General features: G+C 46.6%; 20 protein-coding genes. 13 read left to right on the top strand and 7 right to left on the bottom strand.

The features are described 5' to 3' along the window. The first annotated feature begins 316 nt into the window (after nucleotides 1–316). The 3 genes from WH95_RS03370 to clpA all read left to right on the top strand — a co-directional run bounded on the left by WH95_RS03370 (nucleotide 317) and on the right by clpA (nucleotide 4,252). A complete protein-coding gene (locus WH95_RS03370) occupies nucleotides 317–880 on the top strand; it encodes a phasin family protein (protein WP_046502855.1) in 564 nt (187 codons plus the stop codon). 321 nt (nucleotides 881–1,201) lie between these two features. Further along, on the top strand, nucleotides 1,202–1,528 hold the full coding sequence (gene clpS, locus WH95_RS03365; RefSeq protein ID WP_046502853.1) for an ATP-dependent Clp protease adapter ClpS: 327 nt from the start codon (nucleotides 1,202–1,204) through the stop codon (nucleotides 1,526–1,528). A gap of 423 nt (nucleotides 1,529–1,951) precedes the next feature. Next, a complete protein-coding gene (gene clpA / locus WH95_RS03360; protein WP_046503354.1) occupies nucleotides 1,952–4,252 on the top strand; it encodes an ATP-dependent Clp protease ATP-binding subunit ClpA in 2,301 nt (766 codons plus the stop codon). Nucleotides 4,253–4,370: 118 nt separating this feature from the next. Here the strand turns inward: clpA and creD are convergent, their stop codons facing one another. After that, on the bottom strand, nucleotides 4,371–5,873 hold the full coding sequence (creD, locus tag WH95_RS03355) for a cell envelope integrity protein CreD (protein WP_046502851.1): 1,503 nt from the start codon (nucleotides 5,871–5,873) through the stop codon (nucleotides 4,371–4,373). A gap of 243 nt (nucleotides 5,874–6,116) precedes the next feature. On the opposite strand from creD, the gene WH95_RS03350 reads away from it, so the two are divergent. Then, nucleotides 6,117–6,719 carry a DUF1287 domain-containing protein gene (locus WH95_RS03350; RefSeq protein WP_113771975.1) on the top strand — a complete coding sequence of 201 codons (603 nt, stop codon included), beginning with the start codon at nucleotides 6,117–6,119 and terminating at the stop codon, nucleotides 6,717–6,719. 69 nt (nucleotides 6,720–6,788) lie between these two features. Here WH95_RS03350 and WH95_RS03345 read toward each other — a convergent pair whose 3' ends face one another. Continuing rightward, nucleotides 6,789–7,973 (bottom strand): GNAT family N-acetyltransferase, encoded by a 1,185-nt coding sequence (locus WH95_RS03345; protein ID WP_046502848.1) that lies wholly within the window; start codon nucleotides 7,971–7,973, stop codon nucleotides 6,789–6,791. A 204-nt stretch (nucleotides 7,974–8,177) separates the two neighbouring features. Beyond that, nucleotides 8,178–8,645: a RidA family protein gene (locus WH95_RS03340; protein WP_046502845.1), complete on the bottom strand. Its 468-nt coding sequence runs from the start codon at nucleotides 8,643–8,645 to the stop codon at nucleotides 8,178–8,180. Nucleotides 8,646–9,177: 532 nt separating this feature from the next. Here WH95_RS03340 and WH95_RS03335 point away from each other — a divergent pair. Genes WH95_RS03335 through WH95_RS03320 form a run of 4 tightly spaced genes read left to right on the top strand, consistent with a single transcriptional unit; the run spans nucleotide 9,178 to nucleotide 16,119 of the window. Beyond that, nucleotides 9,178–10,101, top strand: coding sequence for a restriction endonuclease (locus WH95_RS03335; RefSeq protein WP_046502843.1), 924 nt, complete (start codon nucleotides 9,178–9,180; stop codon nucleotides 10,099–10,101). 18 nt (nucleotides 10,102–10,119) lie between these two features. After that, complete coding sequence (locus WH95_RS03330) at nucleotides 10,120–11,694, top strand: type I restriction-modification system subunit M (protein WP_046502840.1); 1,575 nt, start codon at nucleotides 10,120–10,122, stop codon at nucleotides 11,692–11,694. Continuing rightward, nucleotides 11,678–12,973: a restriction endonuclease subunit S gene (locus WH95_RS20875; RefSeq protein WP_082113959.1), complete on the top strand. Its 1,296-nt coding sequence runs from the start codon at nucleotides 11,678–11,680 to the stop codon at nucleotides 12,971–12,973. The genes WH95_RS03330 and WH95_RS20875 overlap by 17 nt, the downstream gene beginning before the upstream one ends. Next, complete coding sequence (locus tag WH95_RS03320) at nucleotides 12,970–16,119, top strand: type I restriction endonuclease subunit R (protein ID WP_204247688.1); 3,150 nt, start codon at nucleotides 12,970–12,972, stop codon at nucleotides 16,117–16,119. Before WH95_RS20875 ends, WH95_RS03320 begins: the two co-directional genes overlap by 4 nt. 168 nt (nucleotides 16,120–16,287) lie before the next feature. Here WH95_RS03320 and WH95_RS03315 read toward each other — a convergent pair whose 3' ends face one another. Together WH95_RS03315 and WH95_RS03310 are read right to left on the bottom strand one after the other, a co-directional pair. Continuing rightward, entirely contained in the window at nucleotides 16,288–19,944 is a 3,657-nt protein-coding gene (locus WH95_RS03315) for a vitamin B12-dependent ribonucleotide reductase (protein WP_046502837.1), read from the bottom strand. 649 nt (nucleotides 19,945–20,593) lie between these two features. After that, a complete protein-coding gene (locus WH95_RS03310) occupies nucleotides 20,594–21,499 on the bottom strand; it encodes a DMT family transporter (protein WP_046502834.1) in 906 nt (301 codons plus the stop codon). Nucleotides 21,500–21,827: 328 nt separating this feature from the next. Here WH95_RS03310 and WH95_RS03305 point away from each other — a divergent pair, with 328 nt between their 5' ends. From WH95_RS03305 to WH95_RS03285, 5 genes are all read left to right on the top strand, one after another. Then, a complete protein-coding gene (locus tag WH95_RS03305) occupies nucleotides 21,828–22,667 on the top strand; it encodes a hypothetical protein (RefSeq protein WP_046502831.1) in 840 nt (279 codons plus the stop codon). Nucleotides 22,668–22,864: 197 nt separating this feature from the next. Next, nucleotides 22,865–23,245, top strand: a complete 381-nt coding sequence (locus tag WH95_RS03300) for an NADH:ubiquinone oxidoreductase subunit NDUFA12 (RefSeq protein ID WP_046502828.1) — start codon at nucleotides 22,865–22,867, stop codon at nucleotides 23,243–23,245. A gap of 84 nt (nucleotides 23,246–23,329) precedes the next feature. Continuing rightward, nucleotides 23,330–23,779 carry an outer membrane lipid asymmetry maintenance protein MlaD gene (mlaD, locus tag WH95_RS03295; protein WP_046502826.1) on the top strand — a complete coding sequence of 150 codons (450 nt, stop codon included), beginning with the start codon at nucleotides 23,330–23,332 and terminating at the stop codon, nucleotides 23,777–23,779. A 72-nt stretch (nucleotides 23,780–23,851) separates the two neighbouring features. Next, the gene (locus tag WH95_RS03290; RefSeq protein ID WP_046502823.1) at nucleotides 23,852–24,082 is read left to right on the top strand and encodes a hypothetical protein; all 231 of its coding nucleotides are present in this window, start codon (nucleotides 23,852–23,854) and stop codon (nucleotides 24,080–24,082) included. 26 nt (nucleotides 24,083–24,108) lie between these two features. Further along, nucleotides 24,109–24,630 carry a DUF2155 domain-containing protein gene (locus WH95_RS03285; RefSeq protein WP_245622931.1) on the top strand — a complete coding sequence of 174 codons (522 nt, stop codon included), beginning with the start codon at nucleotides 24,109–24,111 and terminating at the stop codon, nucleotides 24,628–24,630. A 171-nt stretch (nucleotides 24,631–24,801) separates the two neighbouring features. Here the strand turns inward: WH95_RS03285 and aat are convergent, their stop codons facing one another. Continuing rightward, on the bottom strand, nucleotides 24,802–25,470 hold the full coding sequence (aat, locus tag WH95_RS03280; RefSeq protein ID WP_046502821.1) for a leucyl/phenylalanyl-tRNA--protein transferase: 669 nt from the start codon (nucleotides 25,468–25,470) through the stop codon (nucleotides 24,802–24,804). A gap of 60 nt (nucleotides 25,471–25,530) precedes the next feature. Beyond that, complete coding sequence (gene accC, locus WH95_RS03275) at nucleotides 25,531–26,880, bottom strand: acetyl-CoA carboxylase biotin carboxylase subunit (protein WP_046502819.1); 1,350 nt, start codon at nucleotides 26,878–26,880, stop codon at nucleotides 25,531–25,533. Nucleotides 26,881–26,899: the final 19 nt, after the last annotated feature.

Raw genomic sequence — 26,899 nt, 5'->3', positions numbered from 1 at the left:
TGTCTGTTGATGCCCTTGCAGCAACACGAATACAGCTATCGGGATGTGATGTGTTGGCGTTACTTTCGCGTGGGTTGTTGTGTGTCATTTTGGTTGCAATAGCGTTATGTGTTTGTTGCATTGCAGCATTGTCCTTGAAATCTCAAATTAAATGTGTATGTTAATAGGTATGTTGCATTGCAGCATGAGTGAGTTGTCGGTTGGGGAGGATGAAGGTTCCGCCCTGAGTTAAGAGCGAAGGAAGCCTTAATTGTTACCACTAAGTGGTAAATGCAGGCGGGACGCCGTGGAAACGAACTGATCCTAGGAGACTAAGGTGACAACAACTAAGAAAAAGTTGGCAGATACGACTGAAAGTAAGGCGAAAGCTACACAGGCTAACGCTAAAAATACTGTTAAAGATACTGTCATTAACGGAACTGATACCGTGGAGAATATGATGAAATCAAGTATGGACGCTGCTGCTAAAGGCTATGAGCAAGCTTTTTCTTTTTCTCAAGCTCAGGCAGAAAAAGTTATGGATACTCTTTATAAGCAGTGCGAAAGCGCCGCTGAATTGAGTAAAGAAAACGCTGAACTGGCTGCAAAGTCAGGCAACAGCATTTCTGAAGGTTATCAAAAGCTGAACTCAATGTTCATGGGAATGGCACAGGATGCCATGAAAAAGAACTTTGCTGTTGCCGAAGCTTTTCTTGGTGCAAAAGACTTTAACGAAGTGACTGATATCCAGTCTAACTTTGCGCGTGAATCTTTTGATGCCATGGTAAAGAACAGCAATGAGCTGACAACGCTGACAACTAAGCTGACAACTGACGCTGTTGAGCCAGTTCGCAAGCAGGTTTCAGAAGCTGTTGAGAAAATGACAAAAGCTGCTGCGTAAATAAAAAACGCACACTTTTATCTGCAAGTTACGTCGAAAGCCCTGCATTATGCAGGGCTTTTTGTCTAAAAAGTCCCTTGATCATCGAGGCCACATCTTGAAGAGAGATTACGGGCACCTTATAATATAATGCTGTTAGCGAGCGGGTTGTGTCTTCAATATCAGGTTTGACTGCTCTATATGATAAGTTGAACCGATTGTTGGATGAACTCGGACGCCTGTTTATCAATGTAAAGTAAAGCTGTAGATATCTTGTGGCGATATAGTGATGTTGTCTGGCAGGTATCTTTAGAAGACCAGGAATGATTAGGTAGTTTCTCTATGAGTGGAAAAGAGCGTGATGATGATTTTGGCACGTCAGATGACATTCTCGTAAAACCACGCGAGAAAACCAAACGTCCGTCGATGTATAAAGTTTTGTTGCTGAATGATGATTATACGCCGATGGAATTTGTTATTCATGTCCTGACGCAGTTTTTTGGCAAAAGTCAGGATGACGCCACGCGTATAATGCTTCAGGTACATCAAAAAGGTGTCGGTGTCTGTGGTGTGTTCAGCTATGACGTTGCCGAGACAAAAGCAACGCAGGTTGTCGATTTTGCCCGCAAAAATCAGCATCCGTTGCAATGTACCATTGAAAAAGAATAACTGGCGAAAAAGAATAACAAGCCATTTTGTCTTATTATGCGGGGGCAATTCGCCCCCATTTATCTAAAATTTAAAAAAAATCAGATTTCTCTCTATATTTTTACCCTTTCTTCTTTTTTTTTCCTCTACAATAATTTTGTACGATTTAGGTAACGCCCTGATAAAATATATACTTTCGGGAAAACGTACCTATTTTGGCCATGATTACGGGCGATAAAGGAATTGTTATTTATCCGACGCCTTGTTGAGCGAACATACTCTCCCTAGGTATAGTTTGTAACAATGGTCAAAGAGATTGGGTTGATATTAGGGTATTGGGGCCTCGCTGTTTTGTAAGCCTATGATGTTTACACAACGAGGCGCTGGTAAGTCAGCTCAAACGATCTGATCACGATGGTTGTGAAGGGAAGTTAATTTATGGCAATGCTATCAAACAATCTGGAACAGACACTGCACAGAGCCTTGGCCTATGCCAATGAGCGTCGGCATGAATACGCCACGCTAGAGCATCTGTTGCTGTCGCTTACAGAAGATCAGGATGGCATTTCAGTCTTTAGAGCTTGCGGTGTGGAAATTGAAACACTTCGCGAAGATCTGCTGGATTACATCGATAACGATCTCTCGAATCTGACGACTATTCATCTGGGTGATGCCAAACCAACGGCGGGTTTTCAGCGGGTTTTGCAACGAGCTGCAATACATGTGCAATCATCCGGTCGTGAAGAAGTTACGGGTGCCAATGTCCTGGTTGCCATGTTCTCGGAACGTGAAAGCCATGCTGTCTTTTTCTTGCAAGAGCAGGAAATGAGCAGATTGGACGCTGTAAACTATATCAGTCACGGAATTACAAAGGTCGAAGGTCTGGAAGAAACCCGAACCATTCACGGGACGGACGACCTTATGGAAGATGGCGAAAGCACCGCGGCCAAAGGACGCGAGGCCATTGATGCCTATTGTGTTGATCTGAACCAGAAGGCCAAAGACGGGAAAATCGATCTGCTGGTCGGGCGTGAGCAGGAACTGGAGCGCACAATTCAGGTTCTGTGTCGTCGAACAAAAAACAATCCATTGTATGTTGGTGATCCGGGCGTTGGTAAAACGGCCATTGCAGAAGGGTTGGCCAAAAAGATTGTTGAGGGCGAAGTCCCCGAAGTTCTCAAGGAGACCAAGATCTTTGCCCTCGACATGGGATCTCTATTGGCGGGTACACGCTATCGCGGTGATTTTGAAGAACGTCTAAAGGGCGTGGTCAAGGAAATTGAGGCCATGGACGGCGCCGTTCTCTTTATTGACGAAATCCATACTGTTATTGGTGCCGGGGCAACTTCTGGCGGGTCGATGGATGCATCGAACCTGTTGAAGCCTGCACTACAAAATGGTGAATTGAGCTGTATCGGGTCCACAACCTACAAAGAATACCGCAATCACTTTGAAAAAGATCGTGCCTTGGTCCGTCGTTTCCAGAAGATCGACGTGGCAGAGCCGTCAATTGAAGATGCGGTCAAGATTCTGCGTGGGCTGAAACCTTATTACGAAGAGCATCACGCAGTGAAGTATTCCAACGAAGCCTTGCGTACAGCGGTGGAGCTTTCCGCACGCTATATTGGTGATCGGAAGTTACCGGACAAAGCCATTGATGTGATTGACGAGGTTGGCGCATCACAGATGCTGCTACCCGAAGACAAGCGCAAGAAATCACTGGGCGTGAAAGACGTTGAGGCTGTTGTTGCCAAGATTGCCCGTATCCCGCCGAAATCGGTTTCCAAGGATGACAAGTCTGTTCTTAAGAATCTTGAGCGCGATCTCAAGACCATGGTTTACGGACAGGATCAGGTCATTACATCGCTTGCGTCTGCAATCAAGCTGGCTCGTGCCGGCTTGCGGACACCGGAAAAGCCAATCGGTTGTTACCTCTTCACGGGGCCAACAGGTGTCGGTAAGACAGAGGTGGCGAAACAGCTATCCCATTCACTGGGGGTAGAGCTTACCCGTTTTGATATGTCCGAGTACATGGAACGTCATGCAGTTTCCCGTCTGATCGGGGCACCGCCGGGCTATGTGGGCTTTGATCAGGGCGGTTTGCTGACCGATGCGATTGATAAAACACCACATTGTATTTTACTGCTGGATGAAATTGAAAAGGCGCATCCGGATATTTTCAATATCCTGTTGCAGGTGATGGATAACGGTCGTTTGACCGATAACAATGGCAAGACCATTGATTTCCGGAACGTGATCCTGATCATGACCTCTAACGCTGGTGCAGCGGATATGGCAAAGCCCGCGATTGGTTTCGGTCGAGAAGTGCGCATCGGGGATGATGAAGAGGCTGTGAACAAGATCTTTACGCCTGAATTCAGAAACCGTCTGGATGCCATTATTCCCTTTAAAAACCTTTCCCCTGTGGTTATGGCCAAGGTGGTCGACAAGTTCATTATGGAGCTGGAAACCCAGCTTGCTGACCGTCAGGTTACTTTTGAGCTGTCACCAAAAGCCAAGAAGTGGCTGGCAACAGAAGGTTATGATCCGCTTTATGGGGCGCGACCTTTGGCCCGTGTTATCCAGAACGAGATCAAAAAGCCGCTGGCCGAAGAACTTCTGTTTGGCAAGCTGACCCGTGGTGGCGTTGTCCGCATTGATATCAAGGATAACAAACCCAGTTTCAGTTTCCCTGAAGAGAAAAAATCCGGACCGAAAAAATCAAGACGCAAGCAAAAAGCTTAGAAGTCTCTGTCATGAAAAAGGCCCTGCATTTGCGGGGCCTTTTTTGTTGGTGATCTTGGAAATATATCCACGCTTTTATATAGGGAGAGGGGGTAATTTTCCTCTCCTGAAATCAAAGTTATGTTTTCATGATTTCGTGGTCAGTATTAGTGCGTGGATCTGTTTTATTGGTTAAGATCTTATTCAGGTTCCGGGTCATATACATCATCACCAGAAGAACAGTTAAGAGCAAGCCGCTGCCCATGGTCAGGGCATAGTCTTCCATCTGCAAGATAGAATAAAGGAAACCATAGAGCGCTGAGAGAAGAACACCGATGGCTAGGCCGTTGGCCAGACCATTGTTGCTATGCGCTTTGGTCGCTGCGGTGATATAGCTGGCAATAGAGAACACGGTTACAGATGCTGCAAGAGTATAAGACAGGCTAAAGCTGATATGTTCGGACAAGGTCAGAAGCAGGAGGTAAAAGACCGAGAGCGATACCCCCACCAAGAGATACTGCACTAGGTGCAATCTGACCCCGCGGGTGAACTCAAAGACCAGCAGCATGAGATAGGTCAAGGCGACAAACATAATCCCGTATTTAGCAGCACGGATAGACGTGCCATAATGAGAGACGGGTTCAAAAAGCTGGGCTTCGGCAATGATTTCACCCAGATTTATGTCGTCAGAATCCCGGAAAACCTGAGGATAGTTACGGGACAGATGGCTGACTTCCCAAGTGGCGCTAAAGCTGTCATTTGTAATATCGCGGCTTTTGGGAAGAAACTGTCGAAAGCTTGGGTGGGGCCAGTCTGCTGAAATGTTGATCTCCGTATTCATACCCAGCGGGATAGCACGGATATTACGGCTGCCCCGCAGGGTCGTATCAAACTGCACTGAAAAATCGGCAAGGTCTTGCGTGGGGTCAAGTTTGGCGGAAAAACCACTGACCAGATAGGGTGCGCGCAGGCCCGTTCCGGGCATGAGTTCCAGCTTTTTGCCGTTTACACGAACCGCTGGTGAAGAGCCTATGCCGCTGTTATCTGTCAGGGCAATGGCAATATAGGCCTGATCATAATGGATTTTCTGCAGGTTTTTAATCGGCGGAGGGTCCAGTCTAAAGCTGGCTGAGCCTTTTATATCTGCGGTATAAACCAGGCTTTTATAAATAGATCGTTCTCTGAAATCATGGGTAAGATCGCTGTCGAGCCTGAGTTGATCGGGCAGAACGACAAGCTTATCCTGACCCGCGATGATTCTGTCTTTCCCATTGCTGTCAGTCACCCGGGTTTCTGTTGTGTAGGGAACAACGAGAATAGGTGCAGCCAGTGTCTGTTCCTGTCCCCATTCCTGATCCGTTTCATGAAGAACCGAACGATAGAGGCTGTGCCTTTCCTGCATCAGATCGTGAACCAGGGCAGTGGGAATAAGCATCATCAATGTCAGAAAACCGATGATAACAGCCTTGATCATCAGCGGGTTACTATTGGCGATCTTGCCGCTGAGATCTCCTGTTAGGCCGGAAGCCTGTTGTGCATAGCGGCCATAGAGCCAGCGCAGGCAGACAAGCCCGACAATGGCACAAACGCCTAAAAACAGGACGACGGCCAGAATGACCAGTACGGTCGTAAAGTCGATCATTTTTCCTCCCCCTTAAAGGAAATGTGTTGAGTGGGCACCCTAAAGAGATGCGATTGTGAAATAAGTGCGGATTAAATGATGAGGGGAGGATAGGAGGGGTTTAAGCTAATTTTTTGAACTGATTGAGGCAATCCAACGAGAGATGGCACAAACTTGCCACAGTTTAAGCAAAACTCACTGCAATGCTCGTTCTTGTTGATATTAATCGCGGACAATTTGCTGGCGAATTTGCAGGGGAATTTGATGATGAAGCGGGGAGTCTTTTCGGCAGTACATATTGGTGCAGCGTTGTTTTTTTCTGTCCCTGTCTGGGCTGAAAGCATAACGGGGCAAAAGCTTGCCGAGGCTGCTCTGGTGCGGACAACACAGAATGTTGTTTATGACGGCAGTTACCATTCAATTGCCTATCCCGGTGGGGATGTGCCCGCCAACATTGGTGTGTGCACGGATGTTGTTATTCGCAGTTACCGGGCGCTGGGGATTGATCTGCAAAAACTGGTGCACGAAGACATGCGGGCCAACTTTGCCAGCTATCCAAAGATATGGGGATTGAAGTCAACGGATCGAAATATTGACCATCGTCGGGTGCCAAACTTGCGGGTTTTCTTTACCCGACACGGTCAATCGCTGCCCCTGTCCAAAAATCCGGCTGACTATTTACCGGGTGATCTGGTGACATGGAATTTGAACAAAAGCGGATCACTGCCACACATAGGCATCATCAGTGACCAGAAATCAGCAGAGGGCATGCCACTGGTGGTGCATAATATCGGTGCCGGGCCGCAAATCGAAGATATGCTGTTTGATTATAAGATGACCGGGCATTACCGTTATATGGCACGCTGAATAATCAATTATTATCGACAGGTAAGGTGCCTGACGTTTGGCGCGTAATGATATTACTTTGTGACGATGTTACTTTTTAAAGGGGCCGAGTTCGCGGAGCATGTCGATCTCGCGGTCAACAGCGGGATTTTCACTTTGCAGAAAACGCGCAATAGCATCGCGGAAATTGGGGTCGGATATGCCGTGAAGGCTGTAAGTTTTGGTCGGAAGGTATCCACGCTGAATTTTATGCTCTCCCTGCGCCCCGGCTTCAACTCGCTTGAGTTTATGAGTGATGGCATAGTCGATTGCCTGATAGTAACACAGCTCGAAATGCAGGTTTGGGTAATGACCGTGGGACCCCCAGTTCCGGCCATAGAGCGTGTCGCCGCCCACCAGATTGAGCGCACCAGCCACCATCACTGGACTGGCGTATGAATGATCCCACGCGGTGCTCAGGATAACTTTTTTGCCGAGTTTTGATCCCAGAAGCTGAAAGAAATCACGATTGAGATAATCGTGCGCGTATTTCTTATCGACTGTGCTGAGATAGAGTTGATAGAACTGGTCACAGATTTCCGGGGTCAGATCGTCACCTGTTAAGGTTTTTATCTCCAGACCGTGGCTGTGTGCGTCACGACGTTCCTTTTTGATTGCTTTGCGTTTACGCGAAGACAAGGCAGCAAGGAAATCGTCAAAGCTTTGATAGTCGTTATTTTCCCAGTGGTATTGCATTCCGGTGCGGGCGAGCAATCCGGCGGCTTTAAGTTCGTGCCATTCCTGTTCTGTGGTAAAGGTCAGGTGCAGGGACGAAGCCTCGTACTGTTGCAAAATTTGCAACATGGCGTTGATCAGGGCGAGGCGAAGTTCTTTTGTTTCTTCCGGTGATGCTTCTGGGGAAGTTGGGGCAACAAGAAGGCGTTTACCCGTTACAGGGCTAAAGGGAACCGCAGATTGTAGTTTGGGGTAATAGGTACGCCCCGCACGCTCATAGGCGTTGGCCCAGCTCCAGTCAAAGACGTATTCGCCATAGGAATGGCTTTTCAGATAGAGCGGCGCACAGGCAATGATCACCCCGTCATTATCCATAATTGTCAGGTGTTGAGGTTGCCACCCCGTTTCGGCACAGACAGAACCGCTTTCTTCCAATGCTGATAGGAACGCATGGGAAATAAAGGGATTATTATCTGGCGCATCGTTCCGGGCACAGCGATCCCATGCTTCTGGGGGTATCGTGTTTATGCCGGGGTGAACTTCAACGCGCAACTGGCTCATTCAGGACCTGATAGATCAAGGCGGGACAAGAAAATACTGTTCGCTAAAAATAGGAAGATCCGCTGATGGATACAAGGTCTGGATACAAGATCCGGCTTTATTTCCAGCCAAATAAGAAAAAGGCAGGCTGTGGCGCCTGCCTTTTGGTGTCATAACCCGTCGACTATAAAATCCCCTAAGGGCTGTCAGCCAACAAAGAATGGCTTAGTCAATTTCAGCAACGCAATCGACTTCAACCGCAATGCCAAGTGGCAGGCTTGGGGCCGAAACCGCAGCGCGGGCATGAACACCTTTGTCACCGAAAACTTCGACCATCAGGTCGGATACACCGTTGATAACCTTTGGCTGATCAACGAAGTCTGGTGTGGAGTTCACAAAACCGCCAAGCTTAACGATGCGCTTAACGCGATCGAGGTTGCCATCTGTTGCTGCGTAAAGCTGGGCAATGATGTTGATACCGCAAAGACGGGCTGCTTCCTGACCTTCTTCAACAGACATGTTGTCGCCGAGCTTACCTTTGTAGAGGATCTCGCCGTCTTTGGCAGTGATCTGTCCTGAAACAAAAACAGTGTTGCCGGATGTGACGTAACCGACATAGTTTGCAACTGCTTTTGCAGGCTGAGGGACTTCAATTCCAAGTTCTTTCAAACGGGCATCAACTGTACCAGTCATGGCTCTATCCTTATTCGTTTTAACGTTATCTTTTAAGAACGCGTCCCCTTCACAGGGATCTTGTTTCGTGTTCCGGGGACGTGTTCCCAAGCCTTTACAAGAGCAAACAGTTCTATGGTGCTTCCATAGATTATTTATGGTCTGCCATTGCCAACTTTAAAAACTGCGCGAATTTTATCTCTCTGGCTTTCAGACGCAAGCAAAGTTCGCAAAAGAGCGCCAAAAAACAGGATTTTTAAATTCAGCTATCGCATTTGAGGAACATTGTGTCGTTTATGTCCTACTGATTTTTGCGAATCTGGTAATGGGAATACAGAACCAACAGGTTTAAAGGAAAAATAGCTAAGTCATCATAAACTGTGACTCGGTATGTAAAGCGATCAAGTTATTTATATTGATTGGTTCTACAACCTAATCTCGAATTTGTTTTACAACCGTATTTTAAAAGCGACATAATATCAACGGCTTCAAGGGGGCGAGTTCAAAGCCAATCGTTCTGATTTGCTAAGTTCGCATGTGTAGAGGGGCATTAATGATACCAAATTACCAGCAAATCATGTTGCCATTGTTAAAGTTTTGTTTGGGTGGGGAAATTTCAACGAAAGAAATTGTAACTAAACTCGCTAGTTATTTTGCTTTAAGTGATGATGAAGTAAGCACGTTGGTGCCAAGTGGGCAAATGCCTTTATTTCAGAACCGGGTCTCTTGGGCAAAGACATATCTTAAACAGGCCGGATTAATTGCTTACCCATCGCGTTCACAGATAAACATTACTGATGCGGGGTTAGAGGTTTTGAAACAAAAGCCAAAAGAAATTGACAAAGATTTTCTACTTCAGTTTCAAGCTTTTCGAGAATTTCAAACTGCCAAGAAAAACTCAAAAACTGATAAAGAGGAGCGGTTGAAAGAAGGAAACACGAATGAAGAACGAACGCCTGATGAAAATCTGAGCATCGCGCACAGAGCGATTAACGATGCTTTGGCGGCTGATTTGTTAGATCGCGTTCGCAAATCTTCTCCAGATTTTTTTGAACAGCTTATCATCGATCTACTTTTAAGTATGGGGTATGGCGGTTCAATCGAAGATGCTGGACGTACACTGGGCAAAAGTGGCGATGATGGTATCGATGGTGTAATAGATCAGGATCCACTTGGTGTTGATCAACTTTATGTCCAAGCCAAACGCTATAAAGAGGGAAACAATATTGGTTCGGGTGCGATGCGTGATTTCTTTGGTGCTTTGAATTTAAAGGGCGCACAGAAAGGGATCTTTTTTACTACTTCTTCTTTTAGTAAGTCAGCAATTGAAACAGCGGAAAGGCTAAACATACGCATTGTCTTGGTCGATGGACTAAGGTTATCAAAGCTGATGATCCGGCATAATGTAGGTTGTCGAGAAGAAGAAGTTTTGTATCTGAAGAAAGTCGACGAAGATTTTTTTGAAAGCAGTGTTTAAGAAAGCGCAAAAATAAAAATGGTAAAAAAAGTTGCTACCAAAAAACAAAAAAGTTTTGAAGAAACACTATGGGACTCAGCCAACAAATTGAGGGGCGGGGTAGAGCCTTCTGAATATAAGCATGTAGTGCTTTCCCTGATTTTTCTGAAGTTCGTCAGCGATATGTTTGAAGAGCGTAAACAGGAGCTGCTGGATGAAGGCAAGGACATGATGGTGGATATGGTGGAAGCCTACACCATGAAGAATGTCTTCTATCTGCCAGAAACGTCCCGTTGGAGCTTTATTCAAGCCAACGCCAAACAAGATGACATTGCCATTAAGATTGATACGGCTCTTTATCAGATCGAAAAGAACAACAAAGCCCTGAAGGGTGCCTTGCCGGATAACTATTTATCCGGCCTTGGCCTGAAACAAAGCAGTTTGTCAGCCCTGATTGATACGATTGATAATATCCAGACACAGGCTGACAAAGAACAAGACCTTGTAGGTCGCGTTTACGAATACTTCCTTGGTAAGTTCGCCCTGTCAGAAGGCAAGAAGAAGGGGGAGTTCTATACCCCTAAATCTATTGTCAAACTGATTGCCGAGTTGATCGAACCCTATAACGGTAAGATTTATGACCCCTGTTGTGGATCAGGAGGCATGTTTGTCCAGTCGATGAAATTCATCACACAGCATCGGGGCAATACCAAGGATGTGTCGATTTACGGTCAGGAACAAACCAACGCGACCTACAAACTAGCAAAGATGAACCTCGCCATTCGCGGCATTTCAGCCAATTTGGGCGCGGTGGCAGATGACACTTTTTCAAAAGACCAACATCAAGACCTCAAAGCCGATTACATCATGGCAAACCCGCCCTTCAATTTGAAGGATTGGCGTGCCGATGATGAGCTAACTGACGATCCACGTTGGGCCGGATATACAACACCACCAACCAGCAATGCCAACTATGGCTGGATTCTGCATATGGTGTCCAAACTGTCAGAGAACGGTGTCGCTGGCTTTATTCTGGCCAATGGCGCGCTTTCAGGTGATGGGGGTGAAAAAGCCATTCGCCGACGCATGGTTGAGAACAATCTGGTCGAAGCGGTAATCATTCTTCCGCGCAGCATGTTTTTTACAACTGATATTAGTGTGACCTTATGGATTCTGAACAAGAATAAGAAAGCACACGATGTCAAGCATGGTGATTTGGCCCGCTATTATCGGGATCGACAAGACGAAATTCTGTTTATGGATTTGCGCCAGGAAGGCATCCCGCTCGAAAAAAAATACATTCAATTTGATGAAGAAATCATCGGTAAGATCGCGAACACCTTCCACACTTGGCAGCAAACGTTGGCTTCGGAAGAATATCAAAATATCCCTGAATACTGTTATTCCGCTCATAAAGATGAGGTAGCGAAGAAGGGGTATTCTCTGGTCCCGAGCAAGTATATTGAGTTTGTGAACCGAGACGAAAATATCGATTTTGACGCAAAGATGGCTGATTTACAGCAAGAATTTTCTGAGCTTCTAAAGGCTGAAGAGGAGTCTAAGTCGGACCTTTTGGATGTGTTTAAGGAGCTTGGTTATGAAATCAAGCTATAAGAGACTTGGATCATATATCCGGGAAGTTGATATCCGGAATGTCGAAGGGCGGGAAGATAACCTCCTTGGTGTTTCTACCCAGAAGATGTTCATCAAATCTGTCGCAAACACTGTTGGGACAGACTTCAGCAGGTACAAAGTGGTGAAGCGTGGTCAATTTACTTACGTTCCGGACACTTCGCGTCGCGGTGACAAGATTGGACTGGCAATGCTTGATCATCTGGATGCAGCAATCGTTTCCAACGTTTACACTGTTTTTGAGGTCAATGACCGTGAAGAACTGGACCCGGAATATTTGATGATGTGGTTCAGACGTCCGGAGTTTGATCGATATGCCCGATATATGTCTCATGGCAGTGTGCGCGAGATTTTTGGCTGGGAAGAAATGTGCGGGGTGGAACTGCCCATTCCCGATATTGAAATCCAGCGAGAAATTGTGCGTGAATACAATGTGATTGTTAATCGGATCAAACTGAACGAACAGCTATGCGCTAAGTTGGAAGAAACGGCACAGGCTCTATACAAACATTGGTTCGTTGATTTCGAATTCCCTATCTCTGCCGAATATGCCAGTACCATTGGCAAGCCTGAACTTGAGGGCAAGCCCTACAAATCGAGTGGTGGAAGATTTAGATACAGCGACGAGCTGGATAAAGATATTCCGACAGAATGGGAACTGGAAAGTTTAGGACAGCAAATAAATTACAAAAAAGGTTATGCGTTTAAGTCCGACTTATACCGAGAATTAGGCAAGCCAATTGTACGTGTTTCAAATTTCACTAAAAATTCCATCGATATGTCTGATGTTAACTTTATGGATGAAGGTTTGGCAAATGCATATATAGATTTTTCAATAAAAACTAGAGACATCGTCATTTCGACAGTGGGTTCTTGGCCTAACAATCCAGATTCAATTGTAGGCAAAGTGATAAGTGTGCCTATTGCTGCAAACGATGCACTGCTGAATCAAAACGCTGTTAGACTAAGAGCAAAAAATGAGTTTTTGCAATCTTATCTCTATTTCTCTTTATCCAATAAGACGTTTTCTAGCCATGTTATTTCGGGTGCCCAAGGAAGTGCAAACCAAGCGAGTGTGACACTTGATCATTTGTTCTCTTTTGGTATTTTTCTGCCTCCTAACGATCAAAGAGAAGCGCTTGCGTCAATCTTCAACGAAGTATTCAAAACCATTGATATAGCTAACCTTGAAAATACAAAATTATTAGAAGCGCTTGATTTGTTAATGGCAAAGCTGTCTCTGAGAAAGGAGGCAGCATGATCAAATTTGATGAAGCAACGCTTGAGCAAGCAATTATCGATCTATTGGGAGGGCAAGGATATCCTCACGTGAAGGGAGATGCCATTTCACGTGACCCAGAAGAAGTTCTGCTGGAAGATGATCTACGTGGTTTCTTGCGGCAGCAATACGCTGATGACGCAATCACCGACGAAGAAATTGATGGCATCATTCGCCGTTTGAAGACGTTTCCTTCTTCTGATCTTTACGACACCAACAAGAAGATCATGAAGATGGTGCAAGATGGTTTTACGTTGAAACGTGAAGACCGCACCCAAAAAGACCTGCATATTCATTTGCTGAATTATGGCGATGTCAGCAAAAACACTTTCAAAATCGTCAATCAAATGGAAATTACGGGATACGAAAAGCGTATTCCTGACGGTATCCTCTATGTCAACGGTCTTCCGTTGGTGGCATTTGAATTCAAAAGCGCTGTGCGAGAGAATGAAGCCACGTTGCATGACGCCTATGTTCAGCTTACAACTCGCTACAAACGCGATATACCTGAGTTATTCAAATACAATGCCTTTTGTGCCATTTCGGATGGTGTAAACAACAAGGCTGGTAGCTTCTTTGCGCCATACGAGTTTTTCTATGCGTGGCGTAAAGTTACCGGTGACGAGAATATTGAGAAAGACGGCATTGATAGCCTGATTACCATGATCAAAGGCATGTTTGATCAGACACGGCTTTGTGACATTATCCATAATTTCATTTATATGCCGGACAGCGGTGCCAAACAGGAAAAAATCCTGTGCCGCTATCCGCAATACTATGCCGCAAGAAAGCTCTATGCCAACATTATGGAGCACCGCCGCCCAGAGGGTGATGGTAAAGGCGGCACCTATTTCGGTACAACAGGCTGCGGTAAAAGTTTTACCATGCTGTTCCTGTCCCGCCTGTTGATGCGCAGCGTCGATTTTGCCAGCCCGACAATTGTCTTGATTACCGACCGAACAGACTTAGATGACCAGCTTTCCCGTCAGTTCACCAATGCCAAAGGTTACGTTGGTGATGAGAGTATTATCAGCGTTGAGAGCCGTCAGGAACTACGGGAATATTTATGTGATCGCACAAGCGGCGGGGTCTTTTTGACCACGATCCATAAGTTTACTGAAGATACGCAGCTGCTGACCGAACGGAATAATGTGATTTGTATTTCGGATGAAGCGCATCGAAGTCAGGTCAACCTGGATCAAAAAGTCAAAGTGACCGACGAAGGTGTCAAACGCACCTTCGGCTTTGCAAAATACCTGCATGACAGCCTGCCCAATGCTACCTATGTCGGATTTACCGGAACGCCGATTGACGCAACGCTGGATGTGTTTGGTGAGGTTGTTGACAGCTACACCATGACAGAATCTGTTAAGGATGAAATTACGGTGCGCATTGTCTATGAAGGGCGCGCTGCCAAAGTCATTTTGGACAATAGCAAGTTACAGGAAATCGAAAATTATTACGATGAATGTGCCAATGCAGGGGCCAGTGACTACCAGATAGAAGAGAGCAAAAAAGCCTCTGCCCATATGAGTGCGATTTTGGGCGATCCAGACCGACTAAAGGCGCTGGCGGTTGATTTTGTGGCTCATTACGAGAAAAGAGTGGAAGAAGGTTCGTCTCTTAAAGGTAAGGCGATGTTTGTAAGTAGCAAACGGGAAATTGCCTATGATTTTTACAAGGAGCTGATCGCGCTACGCCCTGAATGGGCGGAAGTGAAAGTTGCCGAAGATGGCGCTGAGCTGACCGACAAGGAAAAGAAAGAAATCTTGCCTATGGAGCGGGTCAAGATGGTCATGACTCGCGGGAAAGACGATCCTAAAGAATTGTATGATGCACTTGGGACAAAGGAATATCGCAAGACGCTGGATACCCAATTCAAAAACGCCAAGTCGAATTTCAAAATCGCTATTGTCGTCGATATGTGGCTGACCGGTTTTGATGTGCCATTCCTGGATACAATCTATATCGATAAACCCATTCAAAAGCATAATCTTATACAGACCATTTCGCGGGTCAATCGCAAGTTTGAAGGCAAGGATAAGGGGCTTGTTGTCGATTATATAGGTATCAAGAAACAGATGAATATGGCGATGGCGCAATATTCAAAGGCGGATCAAGGCAACATGGAGGACGTGGCTCAATCCTTGATTGTTGTTAAAGATCATTTGGATTTGCTTGCAAAACTGTTCCACAAATTTGACTCAACGCCGTATTTCAAAGGGTCGCCAGTCGAGCAACTACATTGCCTTAACTTGGCCGCTGAGTTTGTTCAAGTCACCAAGAAGATTGAAATCCGTTTCATGAATATGGTGAAACGCCTGAAAGCGGCTTATGACATTTGTGTCGGCAGTGATCGGCTGAGCGAAGAAGAACGTGATCACATTCATTTCTATATGGCTGTTCGATCCATTGTCTTCAAATTGACCAAGGGGGATGCCCCTGATGCAGCACAAATGAATGCACGGGTCAGGGAAATGATCGCGGAAGCTTTGCGAAGCGATGGCGTGGAAGAAATCTTCAAGCTTGGGAATGACGCAGAAAGCGAGATTGATATTTTCTCTGACGAATATCTCGCCAAGATCGAAAAGATCAAGTTGCCCAACACGAAAATCAAACTACTGCAAAAGCTCTTGGCGAAAGCCATTGATGAATTCAAGAAAGTTAATAAGGCCAAGGGTATTGATTTCAGCAAAAAGTTTCAGTCATTGGTCGAGAAATACAACGAACGCGATGAAGCTGATGTTTTGCGCAGCGAAGTGCTTGAAGAATTCACAGATGAGATTATTGATCTGTATTGGGAGCTCATGGAGGAAAAAGACTCTTTCACGGAAATGGGTATCGATTTCGAAGAGAAAGCCTTCTACGATATTTTGATGGCACTCGCGATTAAATATGATTTTGAATATCCCAATGATAAACTTATTACCTTGTCTAAAGAGGTGAAGAAAGTCGTGGATGATAAGTCCAGATATACGGATTGGTACAAACGGGACGATATTAAAGCTGAATTGAAAGTGGATCTTGTGATTTTACTCGCGAATCATGATTACCCGCCAATTGATCGGGATGAAGTTTATAAAGAGATTTTTGAGCAAGCAGAGAATTTCAAGAAATATAAGAGATAATACCTGTATTATTAAGCTTGTGAATATACAAAAAGGGTGGCCGAGGCCACCCTTTTTGCTGCGAAGAAGCGGGAAGCGACAAGAGAGATCTGGATCCTGTCGCGCTCACCGCTGCTCTATCAGTCATCCCTCACGGTGTTTCACCACGATGACTGAAAAAATGCTCTCTTAGGAGCAACCAGTTGTTCCGCCGCAGGTATCGCATTTCAGGCAGGTACCGTTACGGACAAGGGTAAAGTTTCCACACTCGGGGCATGAATCGCCTTCGTAGCCTTTCATACGGGCTTCGCGAACTTTTTCCATGCGTGGATTAGTTGCTTTTGTTGTGGTTGTCTCAACCACCGTTTCTGTCGGCATTGGGGCCGCAACTTCCTGAGTTGCTTCGGCTGTTGCCGCAGAAGCCACAAGTTCTTCGGTTGGGCGACCACCGTTCACAACAACCAGCTTGTTACGAACATACCCGGTGGAGGCAACACGGCGTACGGTTTCAGCAACGGCATCTTCCGGTTTTGGCGGGGTGCTCTCACCGTCGCCTTTGCCCAGGGTGTCCGGTGTGATATCCGCGGGTTCCACATGGGCGAGGTCATTACGGCCAAGATAGGAAACGGCCAACTCACGGAAGAGGTAATCAAGAATGGATGTTGCCATCTTGATAACGTCGTTGCCTTCGACCATGCCTGATGGCTCAAAACGGGTGAAGGTATAGGCCTCGACATACTCTTCCAACGGAACACCGTATTGCAGGCCGATGGAAATCGCGATGGCGAAGTTGTTCATCAAGCTGCGGAAGGCCGCGCCTTCTTTGTGCATATCGACAAAGATTTCACCCAGGGCACCATCTTCGTACTCACCTGTACGCAGATAAACCTTGTGACCGCCTACGATGGCTTTTTGTGTATAGCCCTTACGGCGTGAAGGAAGCTTTTTACGCTCGGTAACCGTCTTCTCGATAACGCGTTCGATGATGCGCTCGGCAACAATCTCGACACGTTTTGACGCGGATGCTTCTTCCATTGCCTCTTGCTCGTCTTCGTCGAGTTCCAGAAGAACACCGGAAGAAAGAGGTTGTGACAGTTTGGATCCGTCGCGGTACAGGGCATTGGCTTTCAGGCCAAGTTTCCATGACAGCATGTAAGCGTCTTTACAATCGTCAATAACGGCATTTGCCGGCATGTTGATTGTTTTGGAAATCGCACCGGAAATAAACGGCTGAGATGCCGCCATCATACGGATGTGACTTTCCGCAGAAAGGAAACGCTTGCCGGTTTTACCGCAAGGGTTTGCACAATCAAAGATCGGAAGGTGCTCGTCTTTCAGGTGCGGCGCCCCTTCGAGAGTCATGGAGCCTGTGCAATAGATGTTTGCAGCATCAATGTCTTTGCGGCTGAAGCCAAGCTCAACAAGCATGTCAAAGTTCATGTCGTTAAGCTGTTCATCCTTGAAGCCCAATACATTTTTGCAAAGGTCGTCCCCAAGAGTCCATTTGTTGAAAATGAACTTGATGTCAAAGGCACTGCCAAGACCAGCTTCGACCGCTTCGATTGCTTCGTCGGTAAAGCCTTTGACTTTCAGGGTTTCGTGATTGACGCCCGGTGCATCTTTCAATGTACCGTGACCAACAGCAAACTTGATGATGTCGTTAATCTGGTCTTCGCTGTAGCCCAGGTTCTTCAGAGCACCGGGAACTGTGCGGTTGATGATTTTGAAATAGCCACCACCCGCAAGTTTTTTGAACTTCACAAGGGCGAAGTCAGGCTCGATACCTGTGGTGTCACAATCCATCACAAGGCCGATTGTCCCTGTCGGGGCAATCACTGTGGTCTGCGCATTACGGTAGCCGTGCTTTTCTCCAAGTTCCAAGGCCTGATCCCAAGCGGCTTTCGCGGCTTCGACCATGTTCTGATCCGGGCAGTCTTTGGCGACGATTGGCACGGGCAGAACTTCGAGCTCTTCATAACCAGCTTCTTCGCCATAGGCCGCACGACGGTGGTTACGCATCACGCGCAGCATGTCTTTTTTGTTGAGGTCATAGCGTTTGAACGCGCCGAGCTCGCCCGCCATTTCAGCCGATGTGGCATAGGCTGTACCGGTCATGATCGCACTGAGTGTCGCACAGATGGCGCGACCTTCGTCGGAATCGTAGGAAACGCCCGTGGACATCAACATACCGCCGATGTTCGCAAAGCCGAGACCCAGCGTACGGAACTCGTAAGAGTACTGGGCGATTGCCTTGGACGGGAACTGCGCCATAAGCACAGAGATTTCAAGGGCAATAGTCCATAGACGCGTTGTGTGAATATAAGCGTCGATATCAAAGCTGCCGTCTTCGCGCAGGAAGGTCATCAGGTTCATGGACGCCAGGTTACAGGCTGTATCATCCAGGAACATGTATTCAGAACATGGGTTGGAGCCGTTAATGCGCCCAGATTTGGGGCAGGTATGCCACTCGTTAATCGTGGTGTCATACTGGATGCCGGGATCAGCACAGGCCCAGGCCGCATGCGAAATCTGATCCCAGAGATCACGGGCCTTGACTGTTTTATGGACCTTTCCGTCTGAACGGCGAATCAAATCCCAGTCGCCGTCTTCTTCAAGTGTCTGGAAGAAACCGTTGGCAACACGCACAGAGTTGTTGGAATTCTGGCCGGATACTGTCAGATAGGCATCTGAATCCCAGTCTGTATTGTAGGTTTCAAATTCAATGTTTGTGAAACCCTGTTCCGCGAACTGAAGGACACGCTGTACGTAGCTCATGGGAACTTCGTGACTGCGGGCGGTTTTGATCGCTGCTTTCAGTGTGGTGTTCTTGCGCGGATCAACCCGGTCTTTGCCAGAGAGTTGATCTGTATTGCACGCTGCCATGATTTTTGTCAGGTGTGTTTGGCAAATTTTTGACCCGGCAACCAGTGCGGCAACCTTTTGTTCTTCAACAACTTTCCAGTTGATGTATTCCTCGATATCCGGGTGGTCCAGATCAACCGTGACCATCTTGGCTGCACGACGGGTTGTTCCGCCGGATTTAATTGCGCCGGCTGCTCGGTCGCCGATTTTAAGGAAGCTCATCAGGCCGGAAGATTTCCCGCCACCAGAAAGGGGTTCTGCTGCACCACGAACACGAGAGAAGTTCGTGCCTGTACCGGAGCCGTATTTAAACAGGCGTGCTTCGCGAACCCACAGGTCCATGATGCCGTTTTCGTTCACGAGATCATCATCAACAGACTGGATGAAACAGGCATGTGGCTGTGGATGCTCGTAGGAAGATTTTGATTTGGTCAGCTTGCCGGTTTTGTAATCGACATAGTGGTGACCCTGTCCGGGACCATCAATACCATAGGCCCAATGCAGACCGGTGTTGAACCACTGTGGAGAGTTCGGCGCCGTCATTTGATTGGTTAGCATATAGCGCATTTCATCAAAATAGGTGCGGGCGTCTTCTTCACTATCGAAATAGCCGCCTTTCCAGCCCCAGTAGGTCCAGGTGCCTGCCAGACGATCAAAAACCTGCTTGGCCGATGTTTCGCCAATGATGCGTTCGTCTTCGGGGATATCAGACATTGCATCATGATCAGCCTCTGAACGCCACAACCATGACGGGACAGAGTTTTCTTCTATTCTTTTTAGTTTCTGGGGGATACCGCGTTTGCGGAAGTATTTCTGGGCAATGATATCACAAGCCACCTGGCTCCAACTGGCCGGAACTTCAATGTCCTTGGCCTGGAAGACTATAGAGCCATCCGGATTTTTGATTTCACTGGTTGTGTAGCGAAATTCAATTGCGTCGTAGACGTCTTTCCCGGTTTCCGTAAAGCGACGTGCGATGCGCATGCCGTATCCCCTTTTAATATAACAATACTAGTTGACAAAGCCCCGAAGATAGAGGTGTTGATATCCTGTCCCGAAGCTCACTCGTATCGCGTTGCCCACAAGTCTAGGACTCTGCGGGTTTCTGCGAGTAAAAGCACATTTTGTTGATCTGAATTGATTTAACCACAATATTTGGTTGTCGTCACCCGTATTTTGCGTATTGACACACAATTTTTTGTGTCAAAGGTTTGGCGCAAGCCTGTGGATAAATCTGTTGATGAGTAGAGGAGAAAATTCATTGTGGCTGAAAAGTGGCGGGAAAATCAAACTCTTTGAAGTGTATCTAAAATACAATTTTATTTATTTAAATATGTGTAAAAAATATCTCGGACCGTTTCGAATCTGGATAAGATAATTTGGAGTAAATACTACCAGTTTTTTGTTACCGATTCGTGTCTGTGAAAGAAAAATATAAGATTACATTTTCATGGAAATTGCCTGTCGGATGTATAAGCAAGTGATTGGAATTCTAATTTTATACCTAATGCCAATAGGTTGTAATAACATAAAATTTACGTGAATAACTTTAGGTAAGATAAACAGTACCCCAAAAGATGGGCCGTGCCCCAAGAGATGATCGTGTTTATGGATGATCGTGACAAGTGGATGCTTAAGCCGCGGGAACCTTGACCGGGCGGTAACAGGAAATGGCAACAGCGGCCAAGACAAAAAGTGATCCGATAATTTGGGACGGATTTAGTGTCTCGTTTAAAACAAGAACTGCGGCAACAATCGAGACAACAGGTTCGACATTAAACAGCATGGCCGTACGGGACGGTCCAACAAAATTGACCGTTGCGATTTGCCCCAAGGTCGCCACCAGATAGAGTAGCGCAATCGCAATGGACAATGACCAGCCAAGAGAAAGATTTGTCCATGCTGACGGTAGACTGATATTGCCATCGACAAACAAATACAGACAGGTCAAAACGGTGGCGACGATGTTAACGTAAAAGACAATCGTCAGGTTGGGGACGTGGGTCACGACAGATCTGCTGACAATCAAAGTGCCCGATATAGATAGTGATGCGCCAATAACAAAGAAGACCCCACGCCAATCCAGATCATTGATGTTCGGCCCTAGGGCGACCGTAATTCCGGTAAATGCAAGAAGGGAAAGCCCCAGCTGTATGAGGTTGGGTAGTCGTCGACGTAATAACGGGTCAATAACTGTGACGATTACCGGATAGGTATAAAACAGGATCGCCGCCAAGCTGACGGGGATATAAATGACAGCAGATAGATAGCAGACCGTGACGCTGAAGATCAGAAACCCCATTATGCACAGTGGGATGATTTTATTTTTGGGCACAAAAAATGTTGTCCTGCAAGCCAGCAATATGGCACCCATGATCAAGCTGCCCAGGATAAAACGAATGATCGTTGCACTGCTTGCAGTTACCCCAATTGAATATGCAAGGGGGAAAATGGGTGTGATTAATCCAAACGACGTCCCGCCTGTAAGACCAGTGGCAATCCCGAAGAGGGAAGGTTTTTTTGTTGGGATGTTGCTCACGACAGTACTCTTCTGGCGGTGTTGGTGTTTATCAAGGTGTCAGGTCAGAGATCTGTGCCTTTAATCTGTGTTGTATCTAGAGGGCCATGATTTTATGTTTTTGGTCAATGGCGTGTTTCTATGCTGATTAAGTCTGGAGTAATTAGGTCAGGGAAACGTCTTTATGGAAAGTCAAATCAGCTAAATAAAAACTTTAGAGCGTATTTTGGGGGTAGCTTTTTGAAAACCTGACATAGGGGCGTGTATCGTTTGATGCGCTATGTTATTTAGAGCTAAGAAAAAAACAGGGTATCAATAAGGTCCAACGACCGTGATGAAAGACAACTGAATGAGAGTTAGTTTATCAGATTTTCGCGACAGGCTCGAAGACTGTCTGGAAGCCAGAGGTGCACAGGAAATCACACTGGATCGTGCCGCTGCAATGGTAGAGTGGGCAGAGCGACTTCATCGATGCGGCATTCGCTTTTTGGCTAAAAATAAATCCGCTTATAGCCAAACGGATATGACAAAGATCGCGCTGTTATCCGAGAAAAATAATGCTTCATTTTTGGATGCTAACGGACAATCATTGGCCGTCGCAGGAATCCAGGCTATCGAAAAAGCAACCCAAACCGCCCGCGAAAAGGGAATGGGGCTTGCGGTTATTTCTAACGTCTGTGACCTCGTGGGGTTAGGACAACTGGTTGAGGGGACCACAGAGGAAGGTCTGGCCTGTTTTGCAACTTTTGTTGTTGATCCTGTGTCTGATGAAGGACAGATTTTGACCGAGCTTTATGGTAATAGCCGCGGTATTGTCGGCGTGCCGGGTGAAGATGAAGATCTTTATATTGAACTATATGGCCTTCCGGTTAGCCATGATGCATTTGTGCAAGGTATTACACCGGGGAATATCGGTGAACTGGTTGTTAGTGCCCTAACCAAAACAGAAAAGCAGGTACCGGGCTGTACCTTGTTGGTTTTGGATCTGCCTCAGCTTTATCCGGATATGATCAAAGCGCTGGAAGCTGGCGTTTCATCTGTGCCTGCACGGTTGTTTAACCCCGCTGATCAGATTGCACGAAACCAGGATATTGCAGATGAAGGGTATCAAGTCGAAGAGGGTGATTGGAAAGCAATCTGTGATCCTGATGGGCTTACAGTCGTCCCAAAAGATGACCAAGAGGCATAGCTGGGTAAAAATTACGTCATTTTTGCGCCCTTTGGACTGGACTGACAGGGGTTGCAGTGTAATATTCAGCGCAGAAAGATAAGTAACATTATGATGATGGGGCTTATTATAAGCGAAAGAACAGTGACCTTAAGCTACTGTTCATAAGACAGATATATAAGAATAGGGTGTGAACCCAATTCAATTAAGGAAGAGATATGGCTGGAACTCCTCTTGGAACTCGTCTGTTCACTTGGCTCAAAGGTGAGTTGGTTGGACAAGATCAGGACGGCAACAAGTTCTATCGCACCAAGGGTGGCAGTGAGGTGCATAAAAATAGCCTGCGGTCTGAACGCCGTTGGGTGATTTACAATGGTGAGCCAGAAGCCAGCCGTGTTTCTGCTGACTGGCACGCCTGGATCCATCATACAACGGACGAGCTACCGCCAGAGGGCGGCTATGCCAAACATGATTGGCAGCAAGAGCATCAGCCGAATAAAACAGGTACCGCCGAAGCCTATCGTCCACAAGGTAGTATGCTCAAAGCGGGCGACCGTCCGCGGGTATCTGGTGATTATGATGCCTGGCAGCCAGAATAAACTTTAATCACTTTAAAACAGGGATCCGATTAGTGTGCTCCCTGTTTTCTCCTTTAACGTAACTTTCCCCCGTAGGTGAGCTTGATGAATAGAAGTATTGTTGAAACGATTATTGGCGGGCTTGTTCTGCTTGTTGCTGTTTCCTTTGGCTTCTATGCCTTCAGCAACAATTCCGGTGGTTCTTCTGCTGGGTACGAGGTTGTTGCCGAATTCGATAATGCCAATGGTCTGGTCTCTGGCACAGATGTCGAAATTGCGGGGGTAAAAGTGGGGACAGTTCTGCGTCAGGAACTGGATAAAGACACTTACTTTGCAGTCGTAACACTTTTGATTGACGAAGATGTCAAGTTACCCAAAGGCACCTCTGCACGTATCCTGTCGGATAGCCTGTTGGGGGGCAACTTTGTCAGCCTTGAACCAGGCGGTGAAGATGAATATATCGAAGCGGGTGGCTCTATCGATGATACTCAGGGGTCTGTGAACCTGATGGACTTGCTTGGCCGCTTTGTTTTCTCTTCGGTTGATAACAACTAAGTCAACGTCCAGAAGGGTAATCTGCAATCATAAAGAGATACCTTGAAGGGATTTCAGCGAGGGGATTTCAGCATGACAAAGAAGGGTAAGTCGGCAACCGTCTGGCGCCAACCCGATGGAGAGCCTCTTTCCTGCCTTGAAAAGATCAAAGTCTTGAATGAAAATCTCGAAGAAATCAGGGAACTTTCTCAAGACGCGTTGGAAGACGCTGTTCTTATGGGGGGCGATGAAAACCAGCTTCGGGAAGTTCTAAGGGCAATTGTTGACGATCTGGTTAATCCCTATGCTTCAAAAAAGCACTAACCGGTCAATAGAGGAAAGTGTAAGGCTTGTTAGAGATTGCAAAAAAAATAACAAAGGTTCGACCTGCATCTTTGTCAGCTAAGGCAACCTTTACCGGGATATTTTCTGGAACAATAGCTGCAATTTTTATTGCTTTGGGCGTTTCACCTGCCAAGGCTGATATGGCTTCTTATGAGGTTGCTGTTTTGCAGGGGCTGAACAAGATAACGGCACGGGTATCAGAACTGTATGTTCCTGTGAATCAGGCGGTTCGTTTTGGTTCGCTAGAGATTACGGCAAGAGAGTGCCGAAAAAATCGCCCAGAGGACATGCCGGAATCAGCTTCTTTTTTGGAAATCGACGATCATAAAGAAAACATTGAAACCACACGGATGTTTACGGGGTGGATGTTTGCGTCATCCCCGGCTGTGTCGGCAATGGAACACCCTGTTTATGACATCTGGGTTGTGAACTGTATTTCTTTGGACGAAGCACAGGCTGCTCAAGAGGTCAAAAAGGAAGCTGTGGAAGAAGAGACGGAGAAAACAGAAGAAGCGCCCGACGAATAAGAACTTCTGAGAATAGTCCGGGTATAGAGCTTTTTCCCTTGAGTACAGGGGTGTACATGGTTTTCGAGAGTGAAGGTTAAGTCTTGAGTTTACTGCGCCCCGGCTTTACTACGCCCCGCCTTTACTGGCATGCGGGTTTGCTTAATCGGCCTCTATATTAATCCTGTATATTTAATCTTCTATATACAGGGTTGGGCGATTTCCCTTACAGCTTTCGATGAAATCTGACAGTTCGTTTTCTGAAAGTTCCAGTGGAAAGCGGGCTGGCGCTTGCATGGCCTCAAACAGGCACTTCTTGTAAATTTCCCGATCTATTTCAATCGTTCCGAACTGGCTTAGATGTTCGGTGGTAAATTGTGTGTCAAGCAGGGTATAATTGCCTTTCACAAGGCGTGCAGCCAGATGAATAAGGGCCACCTTGCTGGCATCGCTACGGCGGGAAAACATACTTTCACCAAAGAAAGCGCCACCCAGAGAGACACCATAAAGACCGCCAACGAGCTTGCCATCAAGCCAGCATTCAACGGAATGCGCAAATCCCCGTTCATGAAGTTGAGTGTATATTTTTTTTATTAGGGGATTAATCCAGGTGTCCGGGCGCTGTGACGTTGTCGCAGAACACATTTCCAGAACATCCGCGAAGGCCGTATTGCAACGAATTTCAAAGGGTTTTTTTTTCAATGTCTTTCGCAAAGAGCGAGAGATATGAATTTTATCCAGAGGAAGTATGCCACGGTTCTCTGGATCTATCCAATGCAGATCCAGAGAATCGTGACTTTCTGCCATTGGGAATACCCCAATGGTGTATGCTTTTAAGAGTAGATCTGCCGTGATCTCCATGAACACCTATGCCCTGAAAATTATGCTTAAACACTTAATTCGGGGAATGCCTGTCCAATTTTACCCTTTATTCAAGCTATCAACAAACTTTTCCAACCAGTGGATATCGTAAACACCAGATTGGAATTCTTCATTGTTTACCAATTCCATATGCAGTGGAATTGACGTGTTCACGCCATCAATAACGTACTCTTGCAGGGCACGTCTTGTTTTCATGATACAATCAGCGCGATCATCGCCATGAACAATTAGCTTGGCAATCATGCTATCATAGGTCGGCGGGATTTTGTATCCGGCATAGATCGCCGCATCTACCCGAATGCCAAGCCCGCCCGGGGCGTGATAACCTTTGATTTGACCTGGTGAGGGCATGAAATTAAAGGGGTGTTCTGCATTGATCCGACACTCAATTGCATGTCCGTTCAGGACAACTTCGTCCTGGGTGTGGCTTAGCTTTTCACCAGCAGCAACGCGGATCATCTCACGCATAAGATCAATGCCGCTAATGGCTTCGGAAATTGTATGCTCGACCTGAATACGGGTGTTCATTTCAATGAAATAGAATTCACCGTTTTCATAAAGATATTCGATCGTACCAGCACTTTTATACCCAAAGCCAAGCATTGCATCAGCAGAGATTTTACCAATGCGATTTCGCTCTTCTTCGGTCAGCATCGGGGACGGAGCTTCTTCCAACACCTTTTGGTGACGCCGTTGAAGCGAGCAATCGCGCTCACCAACGTGGATTGCACCACCTTGTCCGTCACCTAAGAGCTGGATTTCAATATGCCGGGGAGTACCCAGATATTTTTCCATATAGACGACATCATCGCCAAAAGCGGCTTTTGCCTCGTTGCGAGCCAGTCGGAAACCGTCGCGAAGTTCGTCATCGTTGTTGGCGACCTTCATACCGCGGCCACCACCGCCGGAACGTGCCTTGATCAGAACGGGATAGCCGATTTCGTTGGCAATGCGAATGCCGTCTTCGGCACTTTCCAGTGCACCGTCAGACCCGGGAACAACTGGAATGCCAAGCTTGATCGCTGTTTCTTTTGCAGCGACCTTATCCCCCATAATCCGAATATGTTCCGGTGAGGGGCCAATGAAGGTAAAGCCGTGCTCTTCGACCATTTCGGCAAAGTCAGCGTTTTCTGAAAGAAAGCCGACGCCGGGGTGAATCGCATCAGCACCTGTCATGGTCGCAGCCGAAAGGATGGCTGGGATGTTAAGGTAACTGTCTTTACTTGGTGCCGGGCCAATACAAACGGACTCATCAGCAAGGCGAACGTGCATTGCGTCGGAATCTATTGTGGAATGGACTGCAACGGTTTCGATGCCCATATCGCGGCAAGCCCGAAGAATTCTAAGGGCAATTTCACCGCGATTGGCAATGAGGATCTTTTTGAACATGAAGCCTTCTTGTGTCAGC

Source organism: Kiloniella litopenaei (assembly GCF_000982415.1).
GTDB classification, from domain to species: Bacteria; Pseudomonadota; Alphaproteobacteria; order Kiloniellales; family Kiloniellaceae; genus Kiloniella; species Kiloniella litopenaei.
This window is presented reverse-complemented; position numbering and strand designations above follow the sequence as displayed.

Bases quoted from the DNA above. Each gene is read 5' to 3' on its own strand.
- clpS (WP_046502853.1), top strand. From the start codon at position 1,202: ATGAGTGGAAAAGAGCGTGATGATGATTTTGGCACGTCAGATGACATT.
- clpA (WP_046503354.1), top strand. From the start codon at position 1,952: ATGCTATCAAACAATCTGGAACAGACACTGCACAGAGCCTTGGCCTAT.
- creD (WP_046502851.1), bottom strand. From the start codon at position 5,873: ATGATCGACTTTACGACCGTACTGGTCATTCTGGCCGTCGTCCTGTTT.
- WH95_RS03350 (WP_113771975.1), top strand. From the start codon at position 6,117: ATGATGAAGCGGGGAGTCTTTTCGGCAGTACATATTGGTGCAGCGTTG.
- WH95_RS03345 (WP_046502848.1), bottom strand. From the start codon at position 7,973: ATGAGCCAGTTGCGCGTTGAAGTTCACCCCGGCATAAACACGATACCC.
- WH95_RS03340 (WP_046502845.1), bottom strand. From the start codon at position 8,645: ATGACTGGTACAGTTGATGCCCGTTTGAAAGAACTTGGAATTGAAGTC.
- WH95_RS03335 (WP_046502843.1), top strand. From the start codon at position 9,178: ATGATACCAAATTACCAGCAAATCATGTTGCCATTGTTAAAGTTTTGT.
- WH95_RS03330 (WP_046502840.1), top strand. From the start codon at position 10,120: ATGGTAAAAAAAGTTGCTACCAAAAAACAAAAAAGTTTTGAAGAAACA.
- WH95_RS20875 (WP_082113959.1), top strand. From the start codon at position 11,678: ATGAAATCAAGCTATAAGAGACTTGGATCATATATCCGGGAAGTTGAT.
- WH95_RS03320 (WP_204247688.1), top strand. From the start codon at position 12,970: ATGATCAAATTTGATGAAGCAACGCTTGAGCAAGCAATTATCGATCTA.
- WH95_RS03315 (WP_046502837.1), bottom strand. From the start codon at position 19,944: ATGCGCATCGCACGTCGCTTTACGGAAACCGGGAAAGACGTCTACGAC.
- WH95_RS03305 (WP_046502831.1), top strand. From the start codon at position 21,828: ATGAGAGTTAGTTTATCAGATTTTCGCGACAGGCTCGAAGACTGTCTG.
- WH95_RS03300 (WP_046502828.1), top strand. From the start codon at position 22,865: ATGGCTGGAACTCCTCTTGGAACTCGTCTGTTCACTTGGCTCAAAGGT.
- mlaD (WP_046502826.1), top strand. From the start codon at position 23,330: ATGAATAGAAGTATTGTTGAAACGATTATTGGCGGGCTTGTTCTGCTT.
- WH95_RS03290 (WP_046502823.1), top strand. From the start codon at position 23,852: ATGACAAAGAAGGGTAAGTCGGCAACCGTCTGGCGCCAACCCGATGGA.
- aat (WP_046502821.1), bottom strand. From the start codon at position 25,470: ATGGAGATCACGGCAGATCTACTCTTAAAAGCATACACCATTGGGGTA.
- accC (WP_046502819.1), bottom strand. From the start codon at position 26,880: ATGTTCAAAAAGATCCTCATTGCCAATCGCGGTGAAATTGCCCTTAGA.